21 protein-coding genes and 1 tRNA gene are annotated in these 25,914 nt (G+C 44.2%); 5 read left to right on the forward strand and 17 right to left on the reverse strand.

Annotation, left to right across the window (positions count from 1 at the left end):
• Positions 1 to 86: transfer RNA gene (locus RTR76_RS14780), tRNA-Leu, on the reverse strand.
• Between the two features lie 159 nt (positions 87 to 245).
• Between RTR76_RS14780 and RTR76_RS14785 the strand changes: the two genes are divergently transcribed.
• Positions 246 to 977: a SprT family zinc-dependent metalloprotease gene (locus RTR76_RS14785; RefSeq protein ID WP_312521962.1), complete on the forward strand. Its 732-nt coding sequence runs from the start codon at positions 246 to 248 to the stop codon at positions 975 to 977.
• A 244-nt stretch (positions 978 to 1,221) separates the two neighbouring features.
• Positions 1,222 to 1,575: a hypothetical protein gene (locus RTR76_RS14790; protein ID WP_312521964.1), complete on the forward strand. Its 354-nt coding sequence runs from the start codon at positions 1,222 to 1,224 to the stop codon at positions 1,573 to 1,575.
• An 80-nt stretch (positions 1,576 to 1,655) separates the two neighbouring features.
• Here the strand turns inward: RTR76_RS14790 and dat are convergent, their stop codons facing one another.
• Positions 1,656 to 2,510, reverse strand: a complete 855-nt coding sequence (gene dat, locus RTR76_RS14795) for a D-amino-acid transaminase (RefSeq protein ID WP_312521966.1) — start codon at positions 2,508 to 2,510, stop codon at positions 1,656 to 1,658.
• A gap of 153 nt (positions 2,511 to 2,663) precedes the next feature.
• Between dat and RTR76_RS14800 the strand changes: the two genes are divergently transcribed.
• The gene (locus RTR76_RS14800; protein WP_312521967.1) at positions 2,664 to 3,785 is read left to right on the forward strand and encodes an acyltransferase; all 1,122 of its coding nucleotides are present in this window, start codon (positions 2,664 to 2,666) and stop codon (positions 3,783 to 3,785) included.
• Positions 3,786 to 3,857: 72 nt separating this feature from the next.
• Here RTR76_RS14800 and RTR76_RS14805 read toward each other — a convergent pair whose 3' ends face one another.
• The 11 genes from RTR76_RS14805 to RTR76_RS14855 all read right to left on the reverse strand — a co-directional run bounded on the left by RTR76_RS14805 (position 3,858) and on the right by RTR76_RS14855 (position 17,145).
• A complete protein-coding gene (locus tag RTR76_RS14805) occupies positions 3,858 to 5,243 on the reverse strand; it encodes a hypothetical protein (RefSeq protein ID WP_312521968.1) in 1,386 nt (461 codons plus the stop codon).
• A 38-nt stretch (positions 5,244 to 5,281) separates the two neighbouring features.
• On the reverse strand, positions 5,282 to 7,036 hold the full coding sequence (gene pyk / locus RTR76_RS14810; protein ID WP_312521970.1) for a pyruvate kinase: 1,755 nt from the start codon (positions 7,034 to 7,036) through the stop codon (positions 5,282 to 5,284).
• 29 nt (positions 7,037 to 7,065) lie between these two features.
• Positions 7,066 to 7,263, reverse strand: coding sequence for a putative signal transducing protein (locus tag RTR76_RS14815; protein ID WP_312521972.1), 198 nt, complete (start codon positions 7,261 to 7,263; stop codon positions 7,066 to 7,068).
• Positions 7,264 to 7,287: 24 nt separating this feature from the next.
• Complete coding sequence (locus RTR76_RS14820; protein WP_312521973.1) at positions 7,288 to 9,372, reverse strand: sigma 54-interacting transcriptional regulator; 2,085 nt, start codon at positions 9,370 to 9,372, stop codon at positions 7,288 to 7,290.
• 132 nt (positions 9,373 to 9,504) lie between these two features.
• On the reverse strand, positions 9,505 to 10,245 hold the full coding sequence (gene fabG / locus RTR76_RS14825) for a 3-oxoacyl-ACP reductase FabG (protein WP_312521974.1): 741 nt from the start codon (positions 10,243 to 10,245) through the stop codon (positions 9,505 to 9,507).
• A gap of 284 nt (positions 10,246 to 10,529) precedes the next feature.
• On the reverse strand, positions 10,530 to 10,946 hold the full coding sequence (locus RTR76_RS14830) for a MaoC family dehydratase (protein WP_312521975.1): 417 nt from the start codon (positions 10,944 to 10,946) through the stop codon (positions 10,530 to 10,532).
• Between the two features lie 33 nt (positions 10,947 to 10,979).
• Entirely contained in the window at positions 10,980 to 12,179 is a 1,200-nt protein-coding gene (locus RTR76_RS14835) for an electron transfer flavoprotein subunit alpha (protein ID WP_312521976.1), read from the reverse strand.
• Positions 12,180 to 12,198: 19 nt separating this feature from the next.
• Entirely contained in the window at positions 12,199 to 12,984 is a 786-nt protein-coding gene (locus RTR76_RS14840) for an electron transfer flavoprotein subunit beta/FixA family protein (protein WP_312521978.1), read from the reverse strand.
• A 43-nt stretch (positions 12,985 to 13,027) separates the two neighbouring features.
• Positions 13,028 to 14,167 carry an acyl-CoA dehydrogenase gene (locus tag RTR76_RS14845; RefSeq protein WP_312521980.1) on the reverse strand — a complete coding sequence of 380 codons (1,140 nt, stop codon included), beginning with the start codon at positions 14,165 to 14,167 and terminating at the stop codon, positions 13,028 to 13,030.
• Between the two features lie 137 nt (positions 14,168 to 14,304).
• On the reverse strand, positions 14,305 to 15,483 hold the full coding sequence (locus RTR76_RS14850; protein ID WP_312521982.1) for an acetyl-CoA C-acetyltransferase: 1,179 nt from the start codon (positions 15,481 to 15,483) through the stop codon (positions 14,305 to 14,307).
• Between the two features lie 111 nt (positions 15,484 to 15,594).
• Positions 15,595 to 17,145 (reverse strand): acyl CoA:acetate/3-ketoacid CoA transferase, encoded by a 1,551-nt coding sequence (locus tag RTR76_RS14855; RefSeq protein WP_312521984.1) that lies wholly within the window; start codon positions 17,143 to 17,145, stop codon positions 15,595 to 15,597.
• A 469-nt stretch (positions 17,146 to 17,614) separates the two neighbouring features.
• On the opposite strand from RTR76_RS14855, the gene RTR76_RS14860 reads away from it, so the two are divergent.
• The gene (locus RTR76_RS14860; RefSeq protein WP_312521985.1) at positions 17,615 to 19,012 is read left to right on the forward strand and encodes a GntP family permease; all 1,398 of its coding nucleotides are present in this window, start codon (positions 17,615 to 17,617) and stop codon (positions 19,010 to 19,012) included.
• A gap of 150 nt (positions 19,013 to 19,162) precedes the next feature.
• Positions 19,163 to 19,738: a YdcF family protein gene (locus tag RTR76_RS14865; RefSeq protein WP_312521987.1), complete on the forward strand. Its 576-nt coding sequence runs from the start codon at positions 19,163 to 19,165 to the stop codon at positions 19,736 to 19,738.
• 46 nt (positions 19,739 to 19,784) lie between these two features.
• On the opposite strand, the gene RTR76_RS14870 is transcribed toward RTR76_RS14865, so the two are convergent.
• The 4 genes from RTR76_RS14870 to RTR76_RS14885 all read right to left on the reverse strand — a co-directional run bounded on the left by RTR76_RS14870 (position 19,785) and on the right by RTR76_RS14885 (position 25,914).
• Entirely contained in the window at positions 19,785 to 23,183 is a 3,399-nt protein-coding gene (locus RTR76_RS14870; protein ID WP_312521989.1) for a DNA polymerase III subunit alpha, read from the reverse strand.
• Between the two features lie 191 nt (positions 23,184 to 23,374).
• Positions 23,375 to 23,662, reverse strand: coding sequence for a hypothetical protein (locus RTR76_RS14875; RefSeq protein ID WP_312521991.1), 288 nt, complete (start codon positions 23,660 to 23,662; stop codon positions 23,375 to 23,377).
• 121 nt (positions 23,663 to 23,783) lie between these two features.
• Complete coding sequence (citG, locus tag RTR76_RS14880) at positions 23,784 to 25,208, reverse strand: triphosphoribosyl-dephospho-CoA synthase CitG (RefSeq protein WP_312521993.1); 1,425 nt, start codon at positions 25,206 to 25,208, stop codon at positions 23,784 to 23,786.
• Between the two features lie 16 nt (positions 25,209 to 25,224).
• Positions 25,225 to 25,914, reverse strand: coding sequence for a response regulator (locus RTR76_RS14885; RefSeq protein WP_312521995.1), 690 nt, complete (start codon positions 25,912 to 25,914; stop codon positions 25,225 to 25,227).

Consider the following 25,914-nt stretch of genomic DNA (forward strand, 5'->3'; position numbering starts at 1 on the left):
TGGTGCCCGGGAAGGGACTTGAACCCCCACACCATTCCTGATAGCAGATTTTGAGTCTGCCGCGTCTGCCGTTCCGCCACCCGGGCATGTATTATGTTGAGTTTGCTGTACCGACATTTAGTATAATATCATGCTTTCCTCTTTGGTGTCAAGCATATTATTTTATTTTTTATGTTTATTTTAATAGGATTTTTCATTTCCTAACGCTAATTATTGTAACAAGCCAGGAAAGGAATAATAGAACAATGAAAACAGTAACAATCTACGGATCACCAATTCCGTACAAGATACAACGGGTTAAAAATCGCAAAACCATTCAAATCGCCTTCACACCCGAACGCACTCTGCTAGTAAAGGCACCTTACGGAATTACTGATTTAGAAGCGGTAACAATTTTGACAGACAAAGCCAGCTGGATACACAAGCACTGGCACCGCCTTGCTAAACTGTCAACTAATCCTGTTAACAGTGAGTTCAAATCAGATGCCCTTCTTTTATACCTTGGTCAGCAATACCGTTTAAAACTAACCACATCCAGCAAGGATCTGGTCTATATTGACGGCGAACACATCATCGTCCAATGCAGTGCTGCATCTGATACATATCCAGCATTTGCTCAGACACTGCTGTTGAAATGGTATGTAGAACAAGCAAGTTCTGCTTTGTTAAGCCGTACGAACTATTGGGCAAAGATCATTGGCGTCTCTCCTACGCGCGTAACCATCCGGGATCAAAAGACCCGCTGGGGCAGTTGCTCCAACAGGGGTTCCATCAACTATAGCTGGCGCCTGATTATGGCTCCCAGTACGGTAATGGATTATTTGGTTATTCATGAGCTTTGCCATATGAAAGTAGCGAATCATTCCCAGAGCTTTTGGCAGTTAGTTGCGAGTTATATCATTCATTATAATGAGCAAAGGCGCTGGCTTAAGGAAAATGGCAGCATTCTGATGCGCCTGTTTGCCCCGGACAAATGATCATTGTCCGGGGTTCAATTTAATTACCAACAGTGCTTTGTAACAGTTTCAGTCATATTGATAGCAGAACCTGCTTATTACTTGAAAACCGCTTCTTAAAACATAGTGAGGCTATTAGAGAATTCAAGTGTGAATAAATTTTTTATTATTTTTTTAGAACAATTGGGTATTTTTAGTAAAATATGTTTATATTTCCATCGTTTTGTGCATACTTTTACTAGGTAAGCATTATATAAATTAAGGAGTGAATACCTTGGGATTCTCATTTTCACTATTTGAACCAAAAAAAGAACGACTTGCCAAAAATGATCAGCCTCAAATTGAGGTTCGTACAAATGGACGAATTGTTTTTAACAAAAAAGCGACTGAACTATTAAATCCTCATCAATTTTGTATGTTAGGCTACGATGCCAATCAAGCAGCTCTTGGCATTATGCCGGTAAATGAAAAAAATGTTAACGCCTTTCCTATACGGTATGCGGCAAAAGGAGCATATATAGGAGCAAAGAAATTTTTTAAACACTTTGGTATTTTACCTGCCGAATTAGTACGTGACATGCCCTTCCAGGATGACCGTTTTATTGGCATAAAACTATAAAGTAATGAATAAAAGCAAGGGCAGCACTTTCTGCCCTTGCTTTTATTTTTTTGCCTAACCTCAATGAAACCCAGCTTCCTTTAGCGGTTGCACTGTTTATCAATCAGTCGATCGTATGCCTCCTGAATTTGGCGGCATATGGGGCCTACTGTTCCATTTCCTACAGGAGCACCATCTATGCTAACAACCGGTACTATTTCTGTATTGGTACCGCAGACAAATGCTTCTTCTACTGTTTTCAGAAATGCAGGAGTAAATGCCTTTTCCAATACCATATGCCCCAGTTCAGGCACAATTTGTTCAATAACGAGCGTCCGTGTCACACCTTTTAGAATGAGATTAGAAACAGGGTGTGTCCACAAAACACCATCTTTGATTACAAAGAAATTACTGCTAGTGCCTTCCGTAATATTGCCGTCACGAATCATAACGCCTTCAAAACAGCCGGACTCTTTTGCTTTCTGCTTGCCCATAATATTACCTAGTAGGTTAATAGACTTAATATCACACCTGAGCCAGCGTTCATCGGGAATAAGCGCCACTTTTGCACCATCCGCTTTCAATGCAGTCAATGCACTTGTAGGGCGAATAGACATAGTTAGGCGAGGAATTACCTGTTCAGGGAAACCGTGCGCCCGAGGTGACACTCCACGGGTAATTTGCAGATAAACAGCGCCTTCTAAAATACCGCTTTCCTTAATAAGCAATTCATGAAAGCCAGCTAATTCTTCAAAAGAATATGTCGCTGGAATACGCAATTCCCTTAAAGAGCGATATAACCTCTCCATGTGCGCTTCCAGGGAAAAACACAGTCCGTTATATACACGGGTAACTTCGTATACTCCATCCCCAAATTGATGTCCACGGTCTTCCATCGGCAGAATGTTTTCATTTAAATCAATAATTTTACCATCAAATAAACCTAACGCCTTCATGATAACGCCCTCCTAATATTGATATGTATATACCTAATTTCACCTTTTTCTCATAGATTCCTGCAAATCATTCAAGTGCAGGAAAAAGCGTCCTATAAAGAGAAAACAAGTATGAACTAACATGAACTTTATAGGGAAAGGGTAAGGAACTACATGTCCAAACAACGCATTCTGTCAATTGAATATATTCGCGGTCTTTCTATGCTAGGAGTAATCGGAATTCATACAGGAGCTTACTCTCTTGCAAATCCAGATGTTAATGTTCATCTTTTTGCTTTACTGGAAATCTGTACTCGCTTTAGCGTTCCTATCTTTTTCTTTGTATCCGCCTTCGGATTATTTCTTCATCATAATTTAGAAGCACCCTTTAACTATTTCAATTTCATGAAGCGGCGCTGCCGAACAGTACTGATTCCTTATATCGTCTGGTCACTGCTTTACATGATCCATTATACCTGGGTAAGCGGTGACATCTCCCCCTGGTTCCCCGGTATTTTAGTTAAATATCTCTTATTTGGCCTAGCTTCCTATCAGCTCTATTTTTTAGTTATTTTACTTTGGTTTTACAGCTTTATGCCACTATGGCGTATGATCGTCAAAGGCATCGCGAAGGCTCCTGGTTTTTACTTAACAGTACTTTTACTTTTGCAAATTGCTGTCAATTATTATTCCAGTTATATCCTAGAAGCAAATTTTGCTAATCGCTATATCAATATGGCAATTCAATATCGCTTAAGCTACTGGGTGATACACTATATCTTCATATTTTTACTAGGCGCAATTTGTGCCCTCCATTATCAGCAATTTATTCATAAATTAAGAAAGTATCGGATTGCTATTACCTGTTTTTTTGGCGTTACATTGCTGGGCATGACAGGGTACTATTATCATTTGCTGTTTACTAAGCATTACTCTCCCGAAGAGGCCGTTAATACCGTCCACCAGTTAAGCCCCATTGGAGTATTATATACCCTGGCAACGACCTTATTTTTATTAGTACTTTTCGAATCTTACCGCCTGAATCCCGTTATCAAGGCGACCCTCACGCAGTTAGGTGAACGTTCTTATGCAGTATATCTCGTTCATCCCTTTGTTATGTATTACTTAATCGGCTTTATCAATAGCAAAAATATCATCATGAGCGTACCGGTTGTACTAGCATTTTATGTTTTTACTGCTGCTATCAGCCTTGCCATTAGTTGGCTGATTCATTTCAGCAGCCGTTCCCGCCCTTCAATCGGACTGTTACTTACAGGCAGTGCAGCAAAAAAATAAAGCTTCTTGCTAAATAAAAACGACTTGGTTAATACCAAGTCGTTTTTTTATTTCCAATGTAATTAGAGCAACTCAATCCAGCATAAACGAAAGCTTTGCCTTATCCAATTGTGAAAAACCGCTAAGTTGTTGCTGTGCATCGCCAACAAGCTCTAAACGCCGGGATTTACGCCTGCTGGTCTGCGCCCAAAAAGAAAGCAGCAGCTGGCAAAATTTGCGGGCAGCCTTTCCGTACTGACCGGATGCTGCAGGATGTTCCTGCCAGAGTTGCAAAAACTCTACAATAAGTTCACCGGCCGTGACCGTCATACGCTGGCGGGCAAGCATTTCAAAGGCAACTAACAGTTCCCTGACCAGTATATGCAATGCCTGCGGGCGAAAGCCTTCACCTGTACTCTGAGCAAAATTCAGCTCTGCTTGCAGCAAGCGCCGTCCCGTATCAGCCAGCGGAAAAACTACAGGAAAAGCCTCTGCAAAGGTATATCTCGTTAAAACCATAGCTACAACCTGAACAATCTTTCTCACCATTCGGCGGAAAAAGATCGCATCTTCTGTATGAACAGCTATAAATAAGATGCGGGTAAGTATCCGCGGCCCCAGAGTACTGTTGGGATTTAAACAAGCATTGCCTGCCAGCTCGATCCAGCCCTCTGCCAATTCCCGCAAGGCCTGACCACGAATGAGCCGGTTATCAACAAGAGACTGGGTTAATTCATCCAAGACCTGCAGTTGAAGGCAGTTGTCTCCCTTCATGATGCGGTGCATCCAGGAAACAAGACATTGTGCTGCTTCCGTTCCAAGATTCAGTTCTTTGCCAACAGACGACCACGCAGTTAAGCGATTTGCTATTTCACGAAACAGTGCCTCATCATGACGGCGAATCGCCAAAATCCCTAAAAAACGAACCGCACGAAAGGCAGCATTCATAACAGCCTGATTACTTAAGCAGTCAGGGCGATCCAAAACAGAAAATACAAGGTCCGCCACTTTTGCTGCTAGGAAATTTTGCTTTTCTTTCATTGCCGTAGTCGCAACCATCAACAGCGGATTAATAACCGCTGGAAGCGCCTGCGGTTCACAGCGTTTGACAAGAGTCCGGAAAACATCGAGTAACTGACCGGCAACATCAGGCTGCTTCGTTTTAATGGCTAGAACAATGAGCGTCATAAGGCGCAGCGGCTCATCACTTCTGCCTAGTCCCACACCTACAGCTAATTTTAATGCATCAGCAGCCTGATAAATAACAGCAGGCTGCTGAGTGCGCATTCCCTGATGAATCAATGCATAGATTTGACGAAACATGACAGCTACAGCCTTTTTATTAGGCAGCCTCTTTTTAGCTAATTTATCAGTCGCCTGCCTTAGCTTTCGCAAACGCCAACTTAGGCTATTTGTCCTGTACCAGTATACTCCGGCGACAAGCGTCATGAAACAGATCACTATAATAGCAATTGGCACCGCCGCAGCCTCCAGTCCTAGCCGAATTGACGAACTACTTACCTGGCATTAATATGTCCTTGATAAACCACACCCCGCGATGCGTCGATGGTAACCGCCGCTCCATCAGTAAGACAAGCTGTCGCACCCTCAGCCCCAACAATAACAGGAATGCCGAAGCTAATACCAATAATCGCGGCATGAGAGGTAAACCCACCTTCCTCCGCTACGATTCCCGCTGCTTTAGCGGCATAAGGTGCTATCTCTTCATCAACTCCGGGTACTACCAAAATATCACCGGCAACAAACTTGGATTTTACATCCTGAATAGTGGTAGCAACACAAACATTACCCGTTGCCACCCGCTGACCGACGCCCGCACCACGCAACAGGATATTTCCAACTACGTGAACCCGAATCATATTCGTAGTTCCCGCGGTACCAACCGGTACACCGGCTGTTACAACAACCAGATCGCCATCTTTAACAATACCGGATGCTAATGCCCCAACAACGGAATTACTTACTAATTCATCTGAATTTTTTGAGCCTGCACCAGCTACCGGGCAAACCCCCCAGTTTAACAGCATCCGACGCAGTGTCTTAGCATTAGGGGAAACAGCTACAATCGCTGCCTGTGGACGATACTTGGACACCATACGGGCCGTATACCCCGACTCCGTTGCTGTAACAATAGCAGCAGCTCCCAGTTCATGGGCAATTTGTACAGTAGCATGGCTGATTGCATCAGTTGTACTCAGCTGCAGTAAGACGCCTTTTGACATCAAAAGCGCACTATACGATAATGCGGCTTCTGTTCTGATCGCAATTCTGGCCATCGTCTGTACAGCCTCTACCGGATAACAGCCCGATGCAGTTTCACCACTAAGCATGATAACATCTGTACCATCCATAATTGCATTGGCAATATCACTGGCCTCTGCCCTTGTAGGGCGAGGATTGGTAATCATGGATTCCAGCATTTGCGTAGCAGTAATAACCGGTTTACCATCCTTATTACACTTTTCAATCAGCATCTTCTGCACAAGCGGTACTTCTTCCGTCGGAATTTCCACTCCCAAGTCGCCACGTGCTACCATAATGCCATCGGCAACCAGCAGTATTTCATCAATATTTTTTACGCCTTCGGCATTTTCAATTTTCGGAATGATATCCATATCGGAACCGGCATCTTCGAGAACCTTGCGAATAGCTAATACGTCAGCAGCACGCTGAATGAAAGAAGCAGCTACAAAATCCATATCCTGCTCAACGCCGAATAAAATATCTGCCACATCCTGCTCTGATAATGGAGGCAGCTTAACAGGGACCCCCGGTACGGCAACTCTCTTCCGGTCACTAATCGGTCCACTGTTCAAAACGGTGGTGATGATATCTTGTCCTTCTACACCTTCTACTTTAAGGCTAATTAAACCATCAGATAATAGAATGATATCACCGGCAGTCACTTCTTCCGGTAAGAGCTTATGGTTAACTGAAACAATTTCCTTGGTCCCGGCGATATCGCGGGCTGTCAAAACAAAACGCTCACCGGCTGTCAATTGAACTTTTCCTTCAGCAAAGGTGCCTAAGCGCATCTCCGGCCCCTTAGTATCCAGCATTAAAGCTACGGGCTTCTTGGTCTTCGCCGCTGCCGCTCTTACAAGTGCAATCCGTTTTGCATGATCGCTATGATTCCCATGCGAAAAGTTAAAGCGAGCCACATTCATTCCAGAATTAAGCATTTGCTCTAAAACACCCGGTTGATCGGTGCTAGGGCCGACAGTACAGATAATCTTTGTCTTCTTGATCACACAAACACTCCTTTTACTGGTGCTTACCTCTATTTTACTGCATGCTGGCAGAGAATAGCATGCGCTTCATCTGCTTCTGATTCTAAAACCAATATTTCGTGAATCCCGTCACCAAGCATGGAAATACCTGCAGGGCGGGTGTTTGCCAAAATTCCCTCTCTATCAAGTAAATTTTTGAGCATTTCCGCCTGAGCTCGATTTGATGCAATATATACTACAGTCCACATAGTGCCTCCTGATTTGATAATATGCTAGGTAATATTATATTTTTGCAACTTTTGATAGAATCCAGAACGATGAATACCTAGCAATTTAGCTGCTTTACTTTTATTGCCCCCGGCAGCTTCGAGCGCTCTATAGATTGCTTGTTTCTCCGTGTCTCCAAGGATTCCTGCAAGGTCTTTGTCAGTTTCTTCTGTTTCTTTTGGCTTATAATGTTTTTTTAGCAATGGTGGTAAGTGTTCGGGCTGAATAAAGGTATCATCATCCATTAAATTGACTGCTCTTTCCAATATATTCTCCAACTCGCGCACATTACCCGGCCAATTGTATTCCGCTAACAGATACATAACCTCCGGAGAAATTCCTTCAACCCCATACTGGACCTGGCTGTTAATCTTTTGCAGCAGAGCAGTACAAAGCATCGGAATATCTTCTTTTCGCTCTCTGAGAGGCGGAATTAACAAGGTAATAATATTCAAGCGATAGTATAAGTCCTGCCGAAATCGACCTTGCTCGATCATTGTCTCTAAATCTTGATTTGTTGCTGCTATAACACGAACATCAATTTTACTGGTTTTCGTTCCGCCGACTCGCTCAATCTCCCGTTCCTGGAGAACACGGAGCAATTTCGCCTGCATGGCCATAGTCATATCACCGATTTCGTCAAGAAAGATTGTACCACCATTAGCAAGTTCAAATTTCCCCGGTTTCCCCCCCTTACGGGCACCGGTAAAAGCTCCCTCATCATAGCCGAACAATTCGGACTCCAGCAGATTTTCCGGTACAGCTGCACAATTCACTTTAATTAGCGGCCCCTGGCGGCGGGAACTTGCATTATGAATAGCATGAGCAAACAGCTCTTTGCCTGTGCCACTTTCCCCTAATACCAGTACTGTCGAAGCTCCTTTAGCCGCTTTAGTGGCGATACTCTTCAGCCAGAGCATCTTCTCGCTATTACCGATAATTCGCTCTACCGTATATTTACCGCCATGCACTTTACGCAATTCTTCTTTGTAATATTCCAGTTCTGATTGAAGGGTGTTCAGCTTGCGAGCTAAAAGCTTGAAGTCTTTTAAGTCTTTAAACAGCACTTTGCCGACTGCTCCCACTACTTCACCGTCTTTTATAATGGGAATACGGCTTACAATAACATTATTTTCACCGATACGCTGCAGCTCACCCAGTTCAGCCTTACCGGTTTGAGCTACGACGTGCATACGCGTATTCGGAATGACATCCGTTATGTGTTTACCAATCATGATGCGGGAATCAACTCCGAGGAACTCCCCATATGCTTGGTTGATCATCGTAATATAGCCGCTTTTATCAACAACTACTATCCCTTCAAAAATACTTTCAATTGCCGATTCAAGCGTGCTCTTCAGGCTTTTTACCGTTTCCAATTCGGCCGCAATTGCTTGTAATTCTGTAATATCCTGAAAAACCCCGACAGCCCCAATTACTTTATTGTTTTTAGTAATTGGGGAACGATTGGTTACAATTTGACATTTACCAAGGTATTGTTGTTGGTTTAACTCTGCAACTCCGGTTTTCAGCACACGCTGCAAACCGGAGTTGGGAATGACTTCCTCTACATAGCATCCCAAAACGGAATCCGCGCTTAATCCTGTAATATATTCTGCTGCCGGATTAAAGATCGTGATAATTCCATCGGGATTAGTGGCTATAACGCCATTACAAACGGAATGAAGCACGGCCTGCATTTCATCAGCCAAAAAAACAGATCGTTCTGATAAGTACTTTACCAAATCTGTCCTGTTTATAATGCCAATGGGTTTCTTGTCCCCATTGACGACGGGAAAACAGCTATATCGGTAAATCTCATTTCTATGAGGCAATTGATTCGCTGTCATGTTCTCCGACAACGTAAAAACATCAACTGTCATCATGGAACGCACAGAACAATCAGGAGTATCATCAGCAAGTGCTTTTGTAAAGTGAGATTTTGTTATTAATCCTATTAAGCGGCCGTGATCATCAATGACCGGAGCGCCATCCATAATCGCCTTACTAAAAATTACCGCTGCCTGCCGCATAGTCATATCAGGCCGGACAGTTACAACCTGCGTACTCATTATATCCCGTATCCGCATAAGCTCCTCCTTATTCCACTGCACAATCGATTAGACACCATTATATCAGAAACCTTCCCATTTGTATGTTTTTTTAGACATAACAGACAAAAAAAATAACCTCGCCATTTGGCGAGGTTATTTTAAAACACTTTATAATGTGCAGGCTCCGTCAACACTAAGCACGGTTCCGTTGATATATTTTGCATCATCAGATGCCAGGAAGGCAAATGCAGCTGCAATTTCTTCCGGCTCGCCAAGGCGGCCAGCAGGAACTTTAATGATGATTTTATCATTCAATACTTGCTCAGGAATCTTTTTAACCATATCAGTACCAATAAAACCAGGAGCAACGCAATTAAAGCGCAGACCGTTTTTAGCCATTTCTTTGGCCCATGATTTGGTCATACCGATTACGCCCCATTTAGTAGCAGCATAATTGGTCTGTCCCAAATTGCCATAAATACCAACTACTGACGAGGTAGTAAGTACAACGCCTGATTTTTGTTCCAGCAGGAACGGCAAAACGGCGGAAGTACAATTGAATACGCCTGTCAGGTTAACAGAAATAACTGCATCCCAAGTTTCCTTGGTCATTTTTTTCATCATCGCATCTTTAGTAATACCAGCATTATTGATCAAAACATCAACGCGTCCAAAGGCTTCCACAGCCTTATCCACCATAGCCTTAGTGCTATCTGGATTTGTTACATCAACTTGAACATATACAGCTTCTGCGCCTTTAGCCTTTACTTCTTCTACAGTAGCAGCTCCATCCGCAAAATCGGCAATCACTATTTTGGCACCTTCTTCAGCAAAACGTAAAGCAGTTGCTTTACCAATTCCGCCAGCTCCACCAGTAATAATCGCTACTTTGTCCTTTAAACCTCTCATGTACATCTTCCTCCTGCAGTTATCAATTTCTGAACCCTATTATTTACAATGACGCGTTATTACATTCACTGTCACATCCGGCTCAGATTCATCATCCATTTATTATGCAACTATCGTGCCAATAAAAAAAAAGCCCTTAGTTATCAGTAATTCTGCTCTTTTCAACAATAGGAGTATACAGAAATCCATAATTTTGTATATTTTTATGTACACAAGTGTCTATCTTCTTAGCCAGCATATGTGTAAATAAAAATGCCGTACTCTTGTGAGTACGGCATCCTTATTTATTTCTTCATTACAGTAGCTTTTCCGTCTGTCACAATTTTACCTTCTTGATTTGTAACAGTAGTCTTCAATACCAGCCGATTTTTTGCTTCAATCTTTTCCACTACTTCAACAGTAGCCGTTATGGTATCACCGATTTTAACCGGAGCTTTGAAAGAAAGTTCCTGACCGAGGTAAATGGTATTTGCTCCCGGTAAGGTAGTTCCAAGGACTGCCGATATAAAGCCTGCTGATAACATGCCGTGAGCAATACGCTCTTGGAACATCGTTGTTTTAGCAAATTCAGCATTAACATGAACAGGATTGAAATCGCCCGTTATACCAGCAAAGCCATACACATCATACTCACTTACTGTTTTTGCCATACTGGCTTTATCACCAATTTGAATATCAGCAAATTTTACGTCTTGGATCATATGCTTAGCTCCTTTTCAACGGGGCTTATCGACTTAAGCCTGCCGTATTTTCTTAAATTCTGCAATCATAACAGGAAGCACTTCCGTTACATCACCAACAATACCATAATCAGCTACTTTGAAAATAGGTGCATCTGCATCCTTGTTAATAGCAATGATGATATCAGAGGAAGACATACCGGCGATATGCTGAATCGCTCCGGAAATACCGCAGGCAATATAAATCTTCGGTCCAACCGTTTTGCCGGTTTGGCCAACTTGATGAAGAGCGGGTTTCCAGCCGGCATCAACAGCCGCACGTGATGCACCTACCGTACCGCCAAGGACTTCAGCCAGGTCTTCAATCAATTGGAAGTTTTCCAGCTTGCACATACCACGTCCGCCCGATACAATGACTTCCGCTTCTTCCAAATTGCATGAAGCTGCCGATACTTGTAACAGCTCAATGAATTTGGTCCGAATATCTTCTGCTTTTACTTTGCTTGCTACTCGAACGATTTCACCAGTCCGGTTGAAATCCTGTACAGGACGTTTAAATACTTTCGGACGGATGGTTCCCATTTGCGGACGATGCTCTGGACACAAAATGGTTGCCATAATATTGCCGCCAAAGGCAGGACGAGTCCATGCTACCAAGCCGGTTTCCGCATCGATATCCAGATTGGTGCAGTCTGCGGTTAATCCGGTTCCAATACGGCAAGCCACACGCGGCCCTAGATCACGGCCGTCATTCGTTGCTCCCATCAGAATAACACTCGGTTTATAAGTGGTAATCAGATCAGCAAGGGCAGTGGTAAAACCATCTGTGCTGTAATGACTGTATTCTGCTCCTTCAACCAGATAGATTTTGTCAGCACCACTGGCAAAAACATCTTTCGTTAAAGACTCTACCTGATTGCCAATTAACACACCAGCCAGTTCCTGCCCCATGGCATCAGCCAGTTTGCGGCCTTCACCTAGAAGTTCATGCGAAACTCCACGAATGTGTCCTTCAGCCTGCTCAATGAATACCCAAACACCTTTATACTCTTTTTTATCCATTGCTACTGTCTTTTCTTCTTCTTCCCGAACAATTGTGCTGACCGGGCAAGTCTCGATGCATGCTCCACAGGCAGTACAAGCCTCTGTTATAAAGGCTTTGTCATTATCCTGCATCTCAATAGCACCGAACGGACAGACAGCGACGCAAGCGCCGCAACTGATACATTTATCTTGAATTACTACAACTGCCATTTCGTTATTTACCCCCCTCTTAGATAATCTTTGCTTCAGATAGTTTTTGAATGAGTATTGCTACCGACTCGCGAGCGCTGTCAGTTTCAATAATTTCACCTTGTGTCCGCTGCGGAGGGGTAAAAATGCGACGCACCTGTGTAGGAGAACCTTTCAGACCTAGACGTTCAGGATCTACTTCCACATCGTTAACTGTAATGACAGGAATTTCTTTGCGATTAGCTTTCATCGTTCCCTTTACAGTTGGGAAACGGGGCTCATTAATCGATTTTACAACAGTCAACAGTACGGGCAGTGAGGTTTCAATTACTTCATAACCCTCTTCATGTTCCCGTTCAATCCGGACAACACCCTCATTCACTTCTACCTTTGCAACATAAGTGACTTGAGGAATATCAAGATATTCTGCAATTTCAGGACCTACCTGGGCAGTATCGCCATCAATAGCCTGCTTACCGCAAATAATCATATCAAAGCTTCCCAGCTTACGGATGCCGGCAGCTAATGTATAGCTGGTAGCCAGCGTATCAGCACCGCCAAAAGCGCGGTCACTGATCAAATAGGCTTCATCTGCTCCCATTGCCAAGCACTCTTTCAAAGCATCTTTCGCCTGGGGCGGTCCCATAGAAATAACGACAACCTTGCCGCCGTGCTTTTCTTTCAATTGCAGAGCTGCCTCAACAGCATTCTTGTCAAAAGGATTGACAATACTAGGCACCCCTTGACGAATTAGTGTATTTGTTTGTGGGTCAATTTTGACCTCGGTGGTGTCAGGCACTTGCTTGACACATACCAAAATATCCATACTATATGCCTCCTGTTATGATGATTAGTGCGTAAAATTGCTATTACCGCAACAGTGCTCCGGAAATGACCATTCTTTGAACCTGATTTGTACCTTCGTAAATTTGTGTAATCTTGGCATTTCTCATCAGGCGTTCAACCGGATACTCGCAAGTGTAGCCATAGCCGCCAAATATTTGTACAGCATCAGTTGTAACTTCCATTGCAATATCGGAAGCATATAACTTAGCCATAGCAGCTTCTTTCGAATAAGACAATCCTTGATCCTTGTTCCAGGCAGCTTTATAAACCAATAAACGGGCTGCTTCCACTTTTGTACCCATATCAGCCAGCATGAAGGCAATAGCCTGATTGCTAGCAATAGGTTTGCCAAATTGTACACGTTCTTTGGAGTATTTTACTGCATGATCAAGCGCCGCTTGAGCAATTCCCAGTGCCTGAGCAGCAACACCAATACGGCCGCCATCAAGTGTAGTCATGGCAATTTTGAAGCCATCACCCTCTTTGCCCAGCATGTTTGCTTTCGGTACTCTCACATCTTGGAATACAAGTTCCATTGTAATGGAGGAATGAATACCTAATTTATGTTCTTTTTTACCAAACGTAAAACCAGGCATGCCTTTTTCAAGAATAAAAGCGGTAATCCCTTTGACTCCCTTGGATTTATCGGTCATAGCAAAAACGATATAAGTTTCTGCTTCACCAGCATTGGTGATAAAAATCTTACTGCCATTAATGATATAATCATCGCCGTCAGCAACAGCCACTGTTTGCTGAGAAGCGGCGTCTGTACCAGCATTTGCTTCTGTTAGGCCAAATGCTCCCATATGAGTGCCTTCCAGAATAGGACGCAGGAATTTTTCTTTTTGTTCTTCTGTGCCATAAGCATAGATCGGCCAAGCACAGAGAGATACGGTAGCAGACAGCGTAATGCCTACACCATCATCCACTTTGGATAACTCTTCAATTGCTAAAACATAGCTCAGATAATCGCTGTCGGCACCGCCGTATTTTTCCGGGAAGCAAATACCGTTAAGCCCCATTTCCCCCATGGCATCAGCTAAGGAACGGTCAAATATACTTTGCTCATCCCGCTCGGCAACACCTGGTGCCACTTCTTTCTCAGCGAATTCGCGCACCATTTTTTGCATCATTTTCTGCTCTTCAGTTAATTGAAAAAACATACTAACTCCTCCTTTTAATTTCATTATTCGCCTCTTTTGAGACTAATAATCACAAGATTACTTAGTGAAAAAAATCACTTATGTTTTTTGAATGAGTGCCAATAGCGTGTCACCATTGGCACTCACCGGTTAACAGTTTATAGACGTTCTATAACGGTGGCAACACCTTGGCCGCCGCCGATGCACAGTGTAGCCAAACCAATCTTCGCTTGGCGCAGCTCCATTGCATGTAATAATGTTACAAATATACGGGCACCGCTGGCACCAATCGGATGACCCAAAGCAATTGCGCCGCCGTGAATATTAACTTTTTCACGTACAAATTCCAGTTGTTTGCCTACAGCAAGGAATTGAGCGGCAAATGCTTCATTGGCTTCGATCAAATCAAGATCCTTAACAGTAAGTCCAGCTTTAGCCAGCGCTTTTTGAGTAGCAGTTACAGGGCCGATACCCATTACACTAGGATCAACACCGCTCGAAGCATATCCGCGAATGCGGGCCAATGGTTTAAGTCCCAGTTGTTTTGCTTTGTCAGCAGACATAATGACAAGAGCTGCAGCGCCGTCATTAATGCCAGAAGCATTACCGGCAGTGACAGAACCGTCTTTTTTGAACGCAGGTTTCAGGCCGCCAAGTTTTTCGGCAGTGGTGCCTGCTTTGGCGTATTCGTCAGTATCAAATACGACATCGCCTTTTTTACCTTTTATGGTTACGGGAAGTATTTCTTTTTTGAAAGCACCGCTTTGAATAGCCTTAATTGCTTTTTCCTGCGATTCATAAGCCAGTTGATCCTGGTCTTCGCGGCTGATTCCATATTGAGCTGCAACATTTTCTGCAGTGATGCCCATATGGTAGTCATTAAATGCGCACCATAAACCATCCTGAATCATGGAGTCCACTAATTTGCCATGGCCCATACGATAACCGGAGCGGGCTTTATCCAGCAAATAAGGGGAATTTGTCATGCTTTCCATGCCGCCGGCAACAACGATTTCAGCATCTCCTGCCATAATGGACTGAGCTGCCAAATTAACTGCTTTCAAACCGGAGCCGCACACTTTATTGATAGTCAATGCAGGAACTTCAATTGGCAGTCCAGCTTTTAAGGTCGCCTGGCGTGCAGGATTTTGTCCCAAACCGGATTGGAGGACATTCCCCATAATAACTTCATCAATACTCAAGCCCTCAGCACCAGCGCGTTGAAGAGCTTCCTTAATAACCAACCCGCCCATTTCAGTCGCCGACAAAGGGGACAATGAGCCGTTAAAACTACCAATAGCAGTGCGAACCGCACTAACGATTACTACTTCTTTCAAACGAAAACACCTTCCTTAGACGTAAAGTTTCACTTAGTATGACCATTATAAGTATCTATTTGCCATTACTGGTGTAATTCCTGTTAGTTGTAAATATTTTCTTACAGCTTCTTACAGTTTTAAACCCATAAGTTTATCTTCAAAAATAGCTGCATCCATGATTTTTAGGTTTTCCGCAATGATTGGTTTGAAGTCCATAAGAGCCAATATGTCCTTCTCCAGGTCAACCCCAGGTGCAATTTCAATCAACGTCATGCCTTTTTCTGTCAGAGTAAATACGGCACGTTCCGTAATATACATGACCGGCTGATCGACTTTCTTGGCGTAGTCGCCGCTGAACGTAATTTGTTCAACGTGATCCAGGAACTTTTTCGCTTTACCTTCGGTAAGAATATTAAGCTTGCCATTAGCAACCTCTACTTTAAGCCCACCGGCTGTAAAGGTTCCGCAGAAGACTACCTGTTTGGCATTTTGCGTAATATTGATGAAGCCGCCGCAGCCAGCCACACGGCCTTTGAACTTACTAACGTTAATATTGCCGTGCTGATCGGTCTCAGCTAACCCTAAATAAGCAAGATCAACGCCGCCGCCATCATAAAAATCAAACTGATATGGCTGATCCAGAATAGCCTCTGCATTAGTTGCCGCACCGAAGCTTAATCCTCCAGCAGGAACCCCGCCAACCGGTCCAACCTCAACAGTCAGAGTCATCATATGCCCGATACCTTCTTCATTAGCAACAACAGAAACACCTTCTGGCATCCCTATTCCTAAGTTAACTCTGGCATTAGGGATAAGTTCCATTGCGGCACGGCGGGCAATTACCTTGCGCTCGTCCAGAGCCAGTGGAGCAATACCAGTTAAAGGAATACGGGTTTCACCGGAATAAGCCGGGTTATACTGCTCACTGAAAGTCTGCATATGTGCTGCAGGATCATCAGCTACAACTATATAGTCAACGCTAATTCCAGGAAGCTTAACATGCTTAGGATTAATAGAGCCATTTGCTACAATACGCTCTACCTGAGCAATAACGATACCGCCTGAGCTTTGCGTTGCCTGGGCAATTGATAATATCTCCACTGATGCGGCTTCACGCTCTATGGAAATGTTTCCTTTTTCATCGGCACTCGTACCGCGTACAAGAGCTACATGTACAGGAAAGGGTTTATACCAGAGCCATTCTTCTCCGCCCAATTCGATTACTTCAACCAGGTCTTCTTTTGTTACATCATTAATTTTACCGCCCTCAACACGAGGATCGCAGAAAGTATTGAGACCGACTTTCGTAATAACGCCAGGCTTACGGCCAGCTACATTACGGAACCAATGCGTCAAGGTTCCCTGCGGGAAGTTATAGGCTTCGATTTTATTCTCTACTGCCAATTTACCCAGCTTAGGAGCCAAATTCCAATGCCCGCCTACGACGCGCTTGACCAGACCTTCATGTCCAAGATGATTAAGACCACGGTCTTTGCCATCCCCTTGTCCGGCACAATATACTAATGTGAGATCACGAGGCGCTCCTTCAGCAAGAAATCGTTTTTCTAAGGCAGTTGTTAATGCTTCCGCATGCCCAATGCCGACAAATCCACTCGTGGCAACGGTAACGCCATCTTGAATCAGCTTGACGGCTTCTGAAGCAGTAATAATTTTTGCCATGGGTTTCACACTCCCTTGTAATATTGTCATTTATTTTATTATGCAATTATCATGCCAAATTTACAACAACATAAACCTTCAGTTAAAACAAGCCTTTTTAGGTTATTAAATTCACAAACTTGTAACCAACTAACGGTTCACTGTATATTTTTATGAACACTGGTGTCTATTTTATTATACACGCAGTGTCTAGGCAGGATTTTATTATTACCTTCTTGAATAACTATTACCAGGTAAAAAATTTGCTAAATATTATACTAAAATCCTGATTCATGCAAGCATTCACCTCCAAATAGCATAATATATCAATTTTTGAATGACTTGGCATGGTATTTGCATAAGTATAATATGCAATCATCTCACGGCCCTGCCGGAGCCTGATAAAGCAATAATCAATAAGGAGGTGTTGGATTCACATTTCTTAGTTTAGGCCTTATATCAAAATTATTTTATAGGAGGTAGTTCATCAATGGAAGTTATTGGCATTCTTCTTAGTTTGTTTTTGTTAATGTTCTTTGCCTATCGTGGCTTTTCCGTTATTCTATTTGCTCCTGTCTTCGCTCTACTGGCAGCTTCAATGTCGGGTCTGTCCCTCATGCCTGCCTACACTGAATTATTCATGGCTAAAGCAGTTACCTACGTAAAATCATTCTTCCCCGTATTTATGTTAGGTGCTGTTTTCGGAAAAGTGATGGAAGATACCGGTTTAGCTAAAGGTATCGCCCACTCCATTATTAAAGGATTAGGCAAAGAGCGGGCCATATTAGCAGTTGTTCTCTCTGCTTCGGTCCTAACGTATGGCGGCGTAAGCCTCTTCGTAGTAGTATTTGCAGTATATCCTTTTGCCGCTGCTTTATTTAGAGAAGCCGATATTCCCAAACGCCTTCTACCCGGTACCATTGCATTAGGTGCTTTTACCGCAACAATGGACTCTTTCCCCGGCACACCCCAAATACAAAATCTGATCCCTACCAATTTCTTTGGCACTAACGGCTATGCTGCACCAATATGCGGTCTGCTCGGTGGTATCGCCATTTATTTCATTGGTATGTGGTATATGGAAAAACAACGTAAAGCTGCTGCTGCTGCCGGCGAAGGTTATGGCGCACACACGCTTAACGAACCAGAAGTAAAAACCAACGAAGGAACCCTTCCTTCCTGGCAGGTTGCAATGCTGCCGCTCCTGACCGTTCTTGTCGTTAACTTTATTATGACCCGTTTCAGCTGGGACCCTACTATACTACAACCTTTCCTGGCAATGAAACTCCCGCTTACTGCTGCTGCAGTAAAAAATGTAGTTAGTATCTGGGCTCTCATTATTGCACTTGTTTGCGGTATCCTTTTGGCAATTGCCCTTGGATTCTCCCGTCTTCCCCAAGGCGGCTTGGCAAAATCGCTTAACGCCGGTGCAATCGGATCTCTTCTGGCTATCATGAATACAGCTTCCGAAGTTGGTTACGGCAACGTTATCGCTTCACTTAGCGGCTTTAAAGCCATTTCAGGCGCTTTACTGGGTATTAAGGTTGGCGGTTCACCGCTTGTTTCCGAAGCAGTCAGCGTTACCACACTGGCTGGTATTACCGGTTCCGCTTCCGGCGGTATGTCAATCGCCCTTGACTTAATGGCAAAAGACTGGCTGGCATGGGCTAACCAAATCGGCATGTCCCCTGAAATTCTGCATCGTGTAGCCTCCATGGCTTCCGGTGGTATGGACACCCTGCCACACAATGGTGCGGTTATCACCCTGCTTGCAGTATGCGGATTAACACACCGCGATTCATACCGTGATATTTTTGCGATTACCTGCATCAAAACCGCAATGGTTTTTGCAGTCATTATCTTCCATTCTATTACCGGTATTCTATAAACCTATAAAAAAGCCTGTGTACTTTTTTGAAAAGTACGCAGGCTTTTTTTTCTTTTATCAACTTTTGCTAAACCGTGGTTATTTGTAGCACTCTTATCCACACGCTGGTATAATAATAAGCGGTGTCTGTTTTTTGCCCAGGAGGTGCTTATGATAACTTCGAAAAAAATACGCCGCTACATTCTGGCTCTCACCCTTTTGGTGTTCATCGTTGTTGAAATTCCGATTATTGCAGTCGGCCAGTTCTCGGCACCAGAGCCTGGAGATGTAATTATAGTGCTCGGAGCAAAATTAATTGGTACGGAACCAAGCACCATGCTGCGCTTACGTCTCGACGAAGCGATCCGCCTCTACCGCGCAGGCTACGCTCCCTTTATCATTGTGAGCGGTGCCCGGGGATCGGATGAAGAGGTCAGTGAAGCGGCCGCCATGCGCGACTACCTCATCCTCCAAGGGATCTCAGCTGATCACATACTATTGGAGGATGCATCGTTTAATACGTATCAAAACTTGGTTAACTCTTATGCAATTATGAAACAGGCAGGGCTGACAAAAGCCATTATTGTCTCGAACTCATCCCATATCAGACGTTCGTTAGTGCTGGCTCACAGTATTGGGATGAATGCCAGCGGGGCTCCCGCTCCTATGGCGAACAACGCTTACTTGACAGCAAAACAATATCTCCGCGAAGGGGCAGCAATGCTGTCGCTCGGTTTTTTAAAGTGATCCAACAAGGCATGTAAAGCTACCTGATCGATAAAAACAGTCAGCATCAACAGATGCTGACTGTTTCTTTTCCCAATAATGTCTCGATCTCCTCCAGCGCTTTTTGCGAAGGATCAATCCAGTACCGGGACTCTGTCTTTATTACTCTTCCAGTACTGCTTAAGCAAAAGTAAACGGTTGATTTACCACGATTAGCAGTCAACACTTGTTGAAGCTTCTCAATAATTTCCGTTGTTTCATTTTTTTTCTCAATCCGGATACGTACTGCATTTTCAACGGTATCTAACGGTTTAATGTCCTGCACAAGGACTTTACTGCCTTCCTCATTTACTGACAGGCGGCCCGCAATAATTACTGCCATATCAGGAGCCAGCAGACGGCTTACCTTGTTAAAGACCCTTGGGAAAACGATAACTTCAATTTGACCGGTAAAATCCTCCAACGTAACAAAGCACATCATGTCACCGGTCTTCGTTGTCAGCCGCTTAGCAGCAGCAATTAAACCACCAATACGAACCGGTTGTCCTTCCGTGTTATCTCCGGAAGACAATTTTTCAATCGGAGTAAGGCTTTGCATTTTTTCACGAAAGCGATCAAGCGGATGCCCTGTTACATAAAAGCCAATAATTTCTTTTTCCATTGCCAAAATGTTTTCCTGTAACAATTCAGGAATATCCGGATAGATTACGTCAGCCGCCTCTACCGTATCTTCTCCGAATAACCCTAGCTGACCACTTGATAAATCCCTTCTCCGCAGAGCAGCCATATCAACGGCTTGTTCCAGTACGGCCAAGAGCTGCGACCTTTTCTTCCCCAATGAATCAAAAGCACCGCATTTAATTAAGCTTTCAATAACACGTTTATTAGCAAGCCGCATATCTACACGGCTGCAAAAATCAATAATTGAAGTAAACTTACCGGCTTCTTCCCGTACTGCCATAATACTGGCAATAGCATTTGCCCCGACATTCTTAACGCCCGCCAATCCAAAGCGGATATCCTGTCCATCTACTGTGAATCCCGTACCACTCGCATTGATATCCGGTGGCAGCACGGCAATTCCCATGCGACGGCATTCTTCAATGTAAAAACCGATTTTATCATTTACGCCCATAACACTGGTCAGAAGAGCGGCCATAAACTCTGGCCGGTAATGAGCCTTGAGCCAGGCCGTTTGATAGGCTACTAACGCATAAGCGGCGCTATGTGATTTGTTAAACCCATAATCACCAAAGTGAATCATAAGGTCAAAAATTTCCTGGGCAATCTTGCGGTCAATATTTTGGGCAGCTGCCCCTTGCAAAAAGGCATCCTGCTGAGCAACTAGGACATCATGCTTTTTTTTCCCCATCGCCCGCCGCAGCAAATCCGCCTGGCCAAGCGTAAAACCACCCATGAGCGACGCAATCTGCATAACTTGCTCCTGGTACAATATCACGCCAAAGGTATCTTTTAAAACCGATTCCAGTATCGGATGCAAATATTGTATTTCTTTTTTACCATGCCGGCCCGCAATAAAATCAGCAACCATGCCACTGCCGAGAGGGCCAGGCCGGTATAGAGCTACCAGAGGAATGAGATCATTAAAATGCTCCGGTTTCAGCTCTTTTACCAAGTTGGTCATACCAGACGACTCCATTTGAAAAACACCGGCAGTCTCACCATGTGCCAGCATTAAGCAAGCCGTGCTGTCATCAAGCGGAATTTTTTCAATATCAATTGTAATTCCGCGATTTTTGCGGATAAGCTCCAGAGCATCGCCAATAACCGTCAATGTTCTGAGTCCGAGCAAATCCATTTTGAGCAGGCCAATTTCTTCAATTCTGTCTTTGTCAAATTGAGTAGTCAGAAAGCCCTCAGCCGAATTTTGCAGCGGAACATGCTGTGTTAATGGATATTTGGATATAACCAGCCCTGCAGCATGCGTGGACGCATGGCGCGGCAGGCCTTCCACTGCCATTGCAAAATCAAGCAGCCTCTTAATCAGCGGTTCACTATCATAGCTCTGTTTTAATTCTTTGCTGATCTCCAGACTGCGTTTTAACGTAATTCCCAATTCATTAGGCACCAGCTTAGCGATACGGTCTACATCACTATACGTCATATTCAGCGCCCGTCCAACGTCGCGAATAGCCGCTTTGGCCGCCATTGTACCAAATGTGATAATCTGGGCTACCCGATCCGCACCATACCGGGCAGAAACATATTCAATAATTTTGCTGCGCCGCTCATAACAAAAATCAATATCGATATCCGGCATGGTAACCCGGTCAGGATTTAAAAAGCGCTCAAACAATAGACCATATTGCAAAGGATCAATACTGGTAATTCCTAAAAGATAAGATACAAGGCTGCCAGCTGCCGATCCCCGTCCCGGGCCAACCGGAATCTTCTGCTCACGGGAGTAATTTACAAAGTCCCATACAATCAGAAAATAGCTGGAATAGCCCATTTTCTCAATAACAGCTAGCTCATATTCCAACCGATCCTGAATCTCTTGCGTAATTTCACGGTAACGCCAGAGAAGCTTTTCTTCGCATAGCTGACGTAAATACGCCTGAGCATTTTGTCCTTGCGGAACTGGGAATTCAGGCAAGTGGAGGACACCAAACTCAAAAGCGACATTACAGCGTTCTGCAATACGCAGTGTATTGGCTAATGCCTCCGGATAGGCGTCAAAAAGCTTCTCCATTTCTGCCGTACTTTTTAGGTAAAACTCATTCGAGGGAAACCGCATCCGATTTTCTTCGTCAACTGTTTTACCCATCTGAATACATAACAACACATCATGGCTTTCCGCATCTTCCTGGCGAACGTAGTGCAAATCATTTGTCGCAACCAAACCAATGCCTAGTTCTCCAGCTAATTCAATTAACTGGACGTTAACCCGCTTTTCTTCCTCCATTCCATGATCCTGCAGTTCAAGAAAGAAGTTGTCTTTGCCAAGTATGTCGCAGTACTCCTCAGCGATTGCCCGCGCCCCCGCCGCATCTCCTTTTAAAAACGCCGCCGGAACTTCCCCGGCGATACAGGCACTTAAGCCAATGAGACCTTCGCTATAGGTCCTGAGTATTTCCCGGTCAATACGGGGTTTGTAGTAAAAACCCTCTGTGTAGCCCCTCGATACCAATTCAATTAGATTCCGGTATCCTTTTTCATTTTCTGCTAGTAATACAAGATGATAATAGGCTTCTGTATCCGCTCCAGCACTTTTCTCCATCCGGGAGCGGGGCGCTATATATACTTCGCAGCCGATAATCGGCTTAATCCCCTGCTTTAACGCTTGTTTATAAAAATCGACAGCACCATACATGCAACCGTGATCGGTTATTGCAATAGCCGGCATGCCCAGCTCTTTGGTCCGGGTGATTAAATCTTTGATTCGGCTGGCACCATCAAGCAAACTATACTCCGTGTGTACATGGAGGTGAACGAAATTATCCATGAGTAAATCTCCCTTAAACTAACCTCTATTCGATTATTTTCGCTATAAAACTGCATATTCCTCTCCACTTGCATATTAAGAGAACATATAGAGCCTGGTAAAAAACAAATGCTTTACTACATAAAAAAACCGGAACACAAACGGCAAAAACTAGTGCCATTTGTGTCCCGGCCTATAGAAAACTACCCGTGCTACCCTCGTATTGCCCGTGCCATTCGATTTCTTTTACCATCCCGGGATTTTCTTTCATCGAAGCCAGGAAAGTAGAACCTCTGTCGACGTTCTCCAGATAAGCGGGTGGAATGAGCTAAGCATACGATAATGCTTAGCAGCGCCCAAATACCGGCAAATATGCGACCCGCAGCAGAAGTCAGGAATTCAGGTAACGCCAACGCAAACAACATCAGCATAGCCGTCAACGTTACAAGACTCAGAAGCGAGCCAAATCTGGATATCTTGGTTTTGAATAATGATTTCATACAAAACACCTCACAGCCTGCCTAATATCCAAAACTACGACTTCACTTGAATTATATTCCTGTACGCCTTTAACTATTACCATTATTATCAATATTATGTATGTCTGCAGATACTGCCGGCTTATTCCTGCGCTGAATGCAGATAATTTTTAATGCAGTAAAAATAGTACGCAGCGGCTAACAGATCTGCCGCCCCTCCAGGACTAATATTCTTTTGAATCAAAGCTTCATCCCACTCACTAATCAACTGCCGCCCCTTATCAGTCATCATCCCCCCGCAGCCAAGGATACCGGCCGCTTGCTGCTGAACACTGGACAGCACCTGCAAATTGTGTCTATTCAAAATTGTCGTATCCTGAGTTGAAGCAATCAGGGCAATCAACGTATCCACCATGGCATCATTTACAGACAAACCTGCTGCTAATGCCTGCTCCAGGCGGGGAAGAGCAGTTGTAACCAGAATAGTTAAACCAGACTCAAGTTCGCCTCGTATACCAGTAATACCATAGGCAAGAAACAGTCGTTCTCCTGCTGTCAATTTACGGTCCGGTTTTATTTGCTGCAGCGGGGCCAATTCCTGTGATACAAGCCCCTGACACATCGCAGCAACTGTTTGCAAAATACCTTCAACGGAAGCGGAATTACCCATTTTGCGCATATGATGGGCAGTAGCTGCTGTTGCAATTCCCAGAAGGAAAAGCAAGCCCTTTTGTGTATTTACGCCCTTTGTGGCGGCAAACATTGCCCTTTCCCCATCTTGACCGATTTTTCTCAGGACAGGCAACAACGCAGTGCTTTCACCGGTATGATTCCAACCAGCCAGCGTACAGCGAAGCAGCGATGAAACCAAAGCACTGCTGCTGTGAATAAAAGTAAAAAAATCCATATCGCGATGAGCACCGGAATTGAAGCGGTCGACCAAGCCTGGAGCAGGTGAGCAGGCTACTTCCGCCAGCATTGCCTCTAAGGCCTTTGAAGCAATATATACAACCTTTTCCGGAACAACCTGCGTTTGCTCGCTGTAAAACGATACTAGCAGCTCCTTAACAGCGCTCATTACCTCTTCGGACTGGTGCGCCTGGGAGCGAACACATTCCACTGCCGGCCGCTCGCAAACCATACAGGAGCGGCGAGGAAGCTGATAACCATCTCTGCTGATTAAGTTTCCCTGTGAGTCAAATACATCAATATCAAGCAGTCGACCGGATTTGAACTCCTTTTCAATTTCAATGGCTATTTTTTTACACTGATGAGCATCTCCACGAACTGAGACAAGCACAACCGGGCCGGTATTCCAATGAAAAATCCGTTCTTCACTCAACAGGAATTCGTGCTCGGCGAATCTCAGCTGCAGTTCACGAAGCGCAAAATAGACCAGCTGAACTGTGTCGCCGGTATATTTTCGGCTCCCCGGCATGTTAACCGTCAGACTAATCAATGCGTCTCCCTGCGCAGAATACTTCAAGCGCATCTCACGCTGCGCCTCTGCCCGGTATTCTCTGCTATCCAGAACCTCTTGCAATGTTACTTCCCTAAACGTATTCATAAGACTTTAGACACTCCTAGATTCGTTTTAATTTAAACCGGTGCACCGGCCTGCCAACAGTTAAATAGTCCATGGTCCTTACTACCTGCCCCTGATCAAGCATATATTCCAAATAACGGCGTGCAGTCACGCGCGAAACACCGACCGTTGCCGCAACTTGCTCTGCTGATGCCGCTTCGTCCTGACTTACCAGAAAATTAATAATTAAGTCTCTTGTCTGGCTGTTAAAATTTTTAGGCATTTCGCCTGGCTCCTGAGTTATACGGCCGCTGCCGACAGCGATCAGTTCATCTATCTCATCCTGATTAAACCGTTCTTTTTCCTTTACCTTAAATCGGTTGTCACGGTAAGCTTCCAGCACCGCGCGGTACCGTTCAAATTTAAACGGTTTGGTAATATAGGCCACTACACCTTGCCGGATCGCTTTATTGACGGTTTGAACATCATCGGCGGCAGTAATCATGATGATATCAACGGGCTCATCCTGACTGCGTAAAGCATGCAATATGTCCACTCCATTCGTTTCCGGCAGATAATTATCGAGAATAACTACATCCGGCCTGGTCTTATTGATTTGCTCTACCGCTTCACTGCCGTTATAAACTAAACCGACAACTTGATAACCTTCTACTGCTTCTGTATATTTTTTATTAATTTCGGCTACCATCACATCATCTTCTATGATTAGCACATGAATATTTCTCAT

Source organism: Anaerospora sp. (genome assembly GCF_032013335.1).
GTDB lineage: Bacteria > Bacillota > Negativicutes > Sporomusales > DSM-15969 > Anaerospora.

Coding starts and splice junctions, on each gene's coding strand:
- RTR76_RS14840 (WP_312521978.1), bottom strand. CDS start 12,984: ATGGATATTTTGGTATGTGTCAAGCAAGTGCCTGACACCACCGAGGTC.
- RTR76_RS14815 (WP_312521972.1), bottom strand. CDS start 7,263: ATGTGGACTGTAGTATATATTGCATCAAATCGAGCTCAGGCGGAAATG.
- RTR76_RS14835 (WP_312521976.1), bottom strand. CDS start 12,179: ATGGCAGTTGTAGTAATTCAAGATAAATGTATCAGTTGCGGCGCTTGC.
- fabG (WP_312521974.1), bottom strand. CDS start 10,245: ATGAGAGGTTTAAAGGACAAAGTAGCGATTATTACTGGTGGAGCTGGC.
- RTR76_RS14820 (WP_312521973.1), bottom strand. CDS start 9,372: ATGCGGATACGGGATATAATGAGTACGCAGGTTGTAACTGTCCGGCCT.
- RTR76_RS14885 (WP_312521995.1), bottom strand. CDS start 25,914: ATGAGAAATATTCATGTGCTAATCATAGAAGATGATGTGATGGTAGCC.
- RTR76_RS14865 (WP_312521987.1), top strand. CDS start 19,163: ATGATAACTTCGAAAAAAATACGCCGCTACATTCTGGCTCTCACCCTT.
- RTR76_RS14830 (WP_312521975.1), bottom strand. CDS start 10,946: ATGATCCAAGACGTAAAATTTGCTGATATTCAAATTGGTGATAAAGCC.
- RTR76_RS14875 (WP_312521991.1), bottom strand. CDS start 23,662: ATGAAATCATTATTCAAAACCAAGATATCCAGATTTGGCTCGCTTCTG.
- dat (WP_312521966.1), bottom strand. CDS start 2,510: ATGAAGGCGTTAGGTTTATTTGATGGTAAAATTATTGATTTAAATGAA.
- RTR76_RS14800 (WP_312521967.1), top strand. CDS start 2,664: ATGTCCAAACAACGCATTCTGTCAATTGAATATATTCGCGGTCTTTCT.
- citG (WP_312521993.1), bottom strand. CDS start 25,208: ATGAATACGTTTAGGGAAGTAACATTGCAAGAGGTTCTGGATAGCAGA.
- RTR76_RS14870 (WP_312521989.1), bottom strand. CDS start 23,183: ATGGATAATTTCGTTCACCTCCATGTACACACGGAGTATAGTTTGCTT.
- RTR76_RS14785 (WP_312521962.1), top strand. CDS start 246: ATGAAAACAGTAACAATCTACGGATCACCAATTCCGTACAAGATACAA.
- RTR76_RS14845 (WP_312521980.1), bottom strand. CDS start 14,167: ATGTTTTTTCAATTAACTGAAGAGCAGAAAATGATGCAAAAAATGGTG.
- RTR76_RS14860 (WP_312521985.1), top strand. CDS start 17,615: ATGGAAGTTATTGGCATTCTTCTTAGTTTGTTTTTGTTAATGTTCTTT.
- RTR76_RS14855 (WP_312521984.1), bottom strand. CDS start 17,145: ATGGCAAAAATTATTACTGCTTCAGAAGCCGTCAAGCTGATTCAAGAT.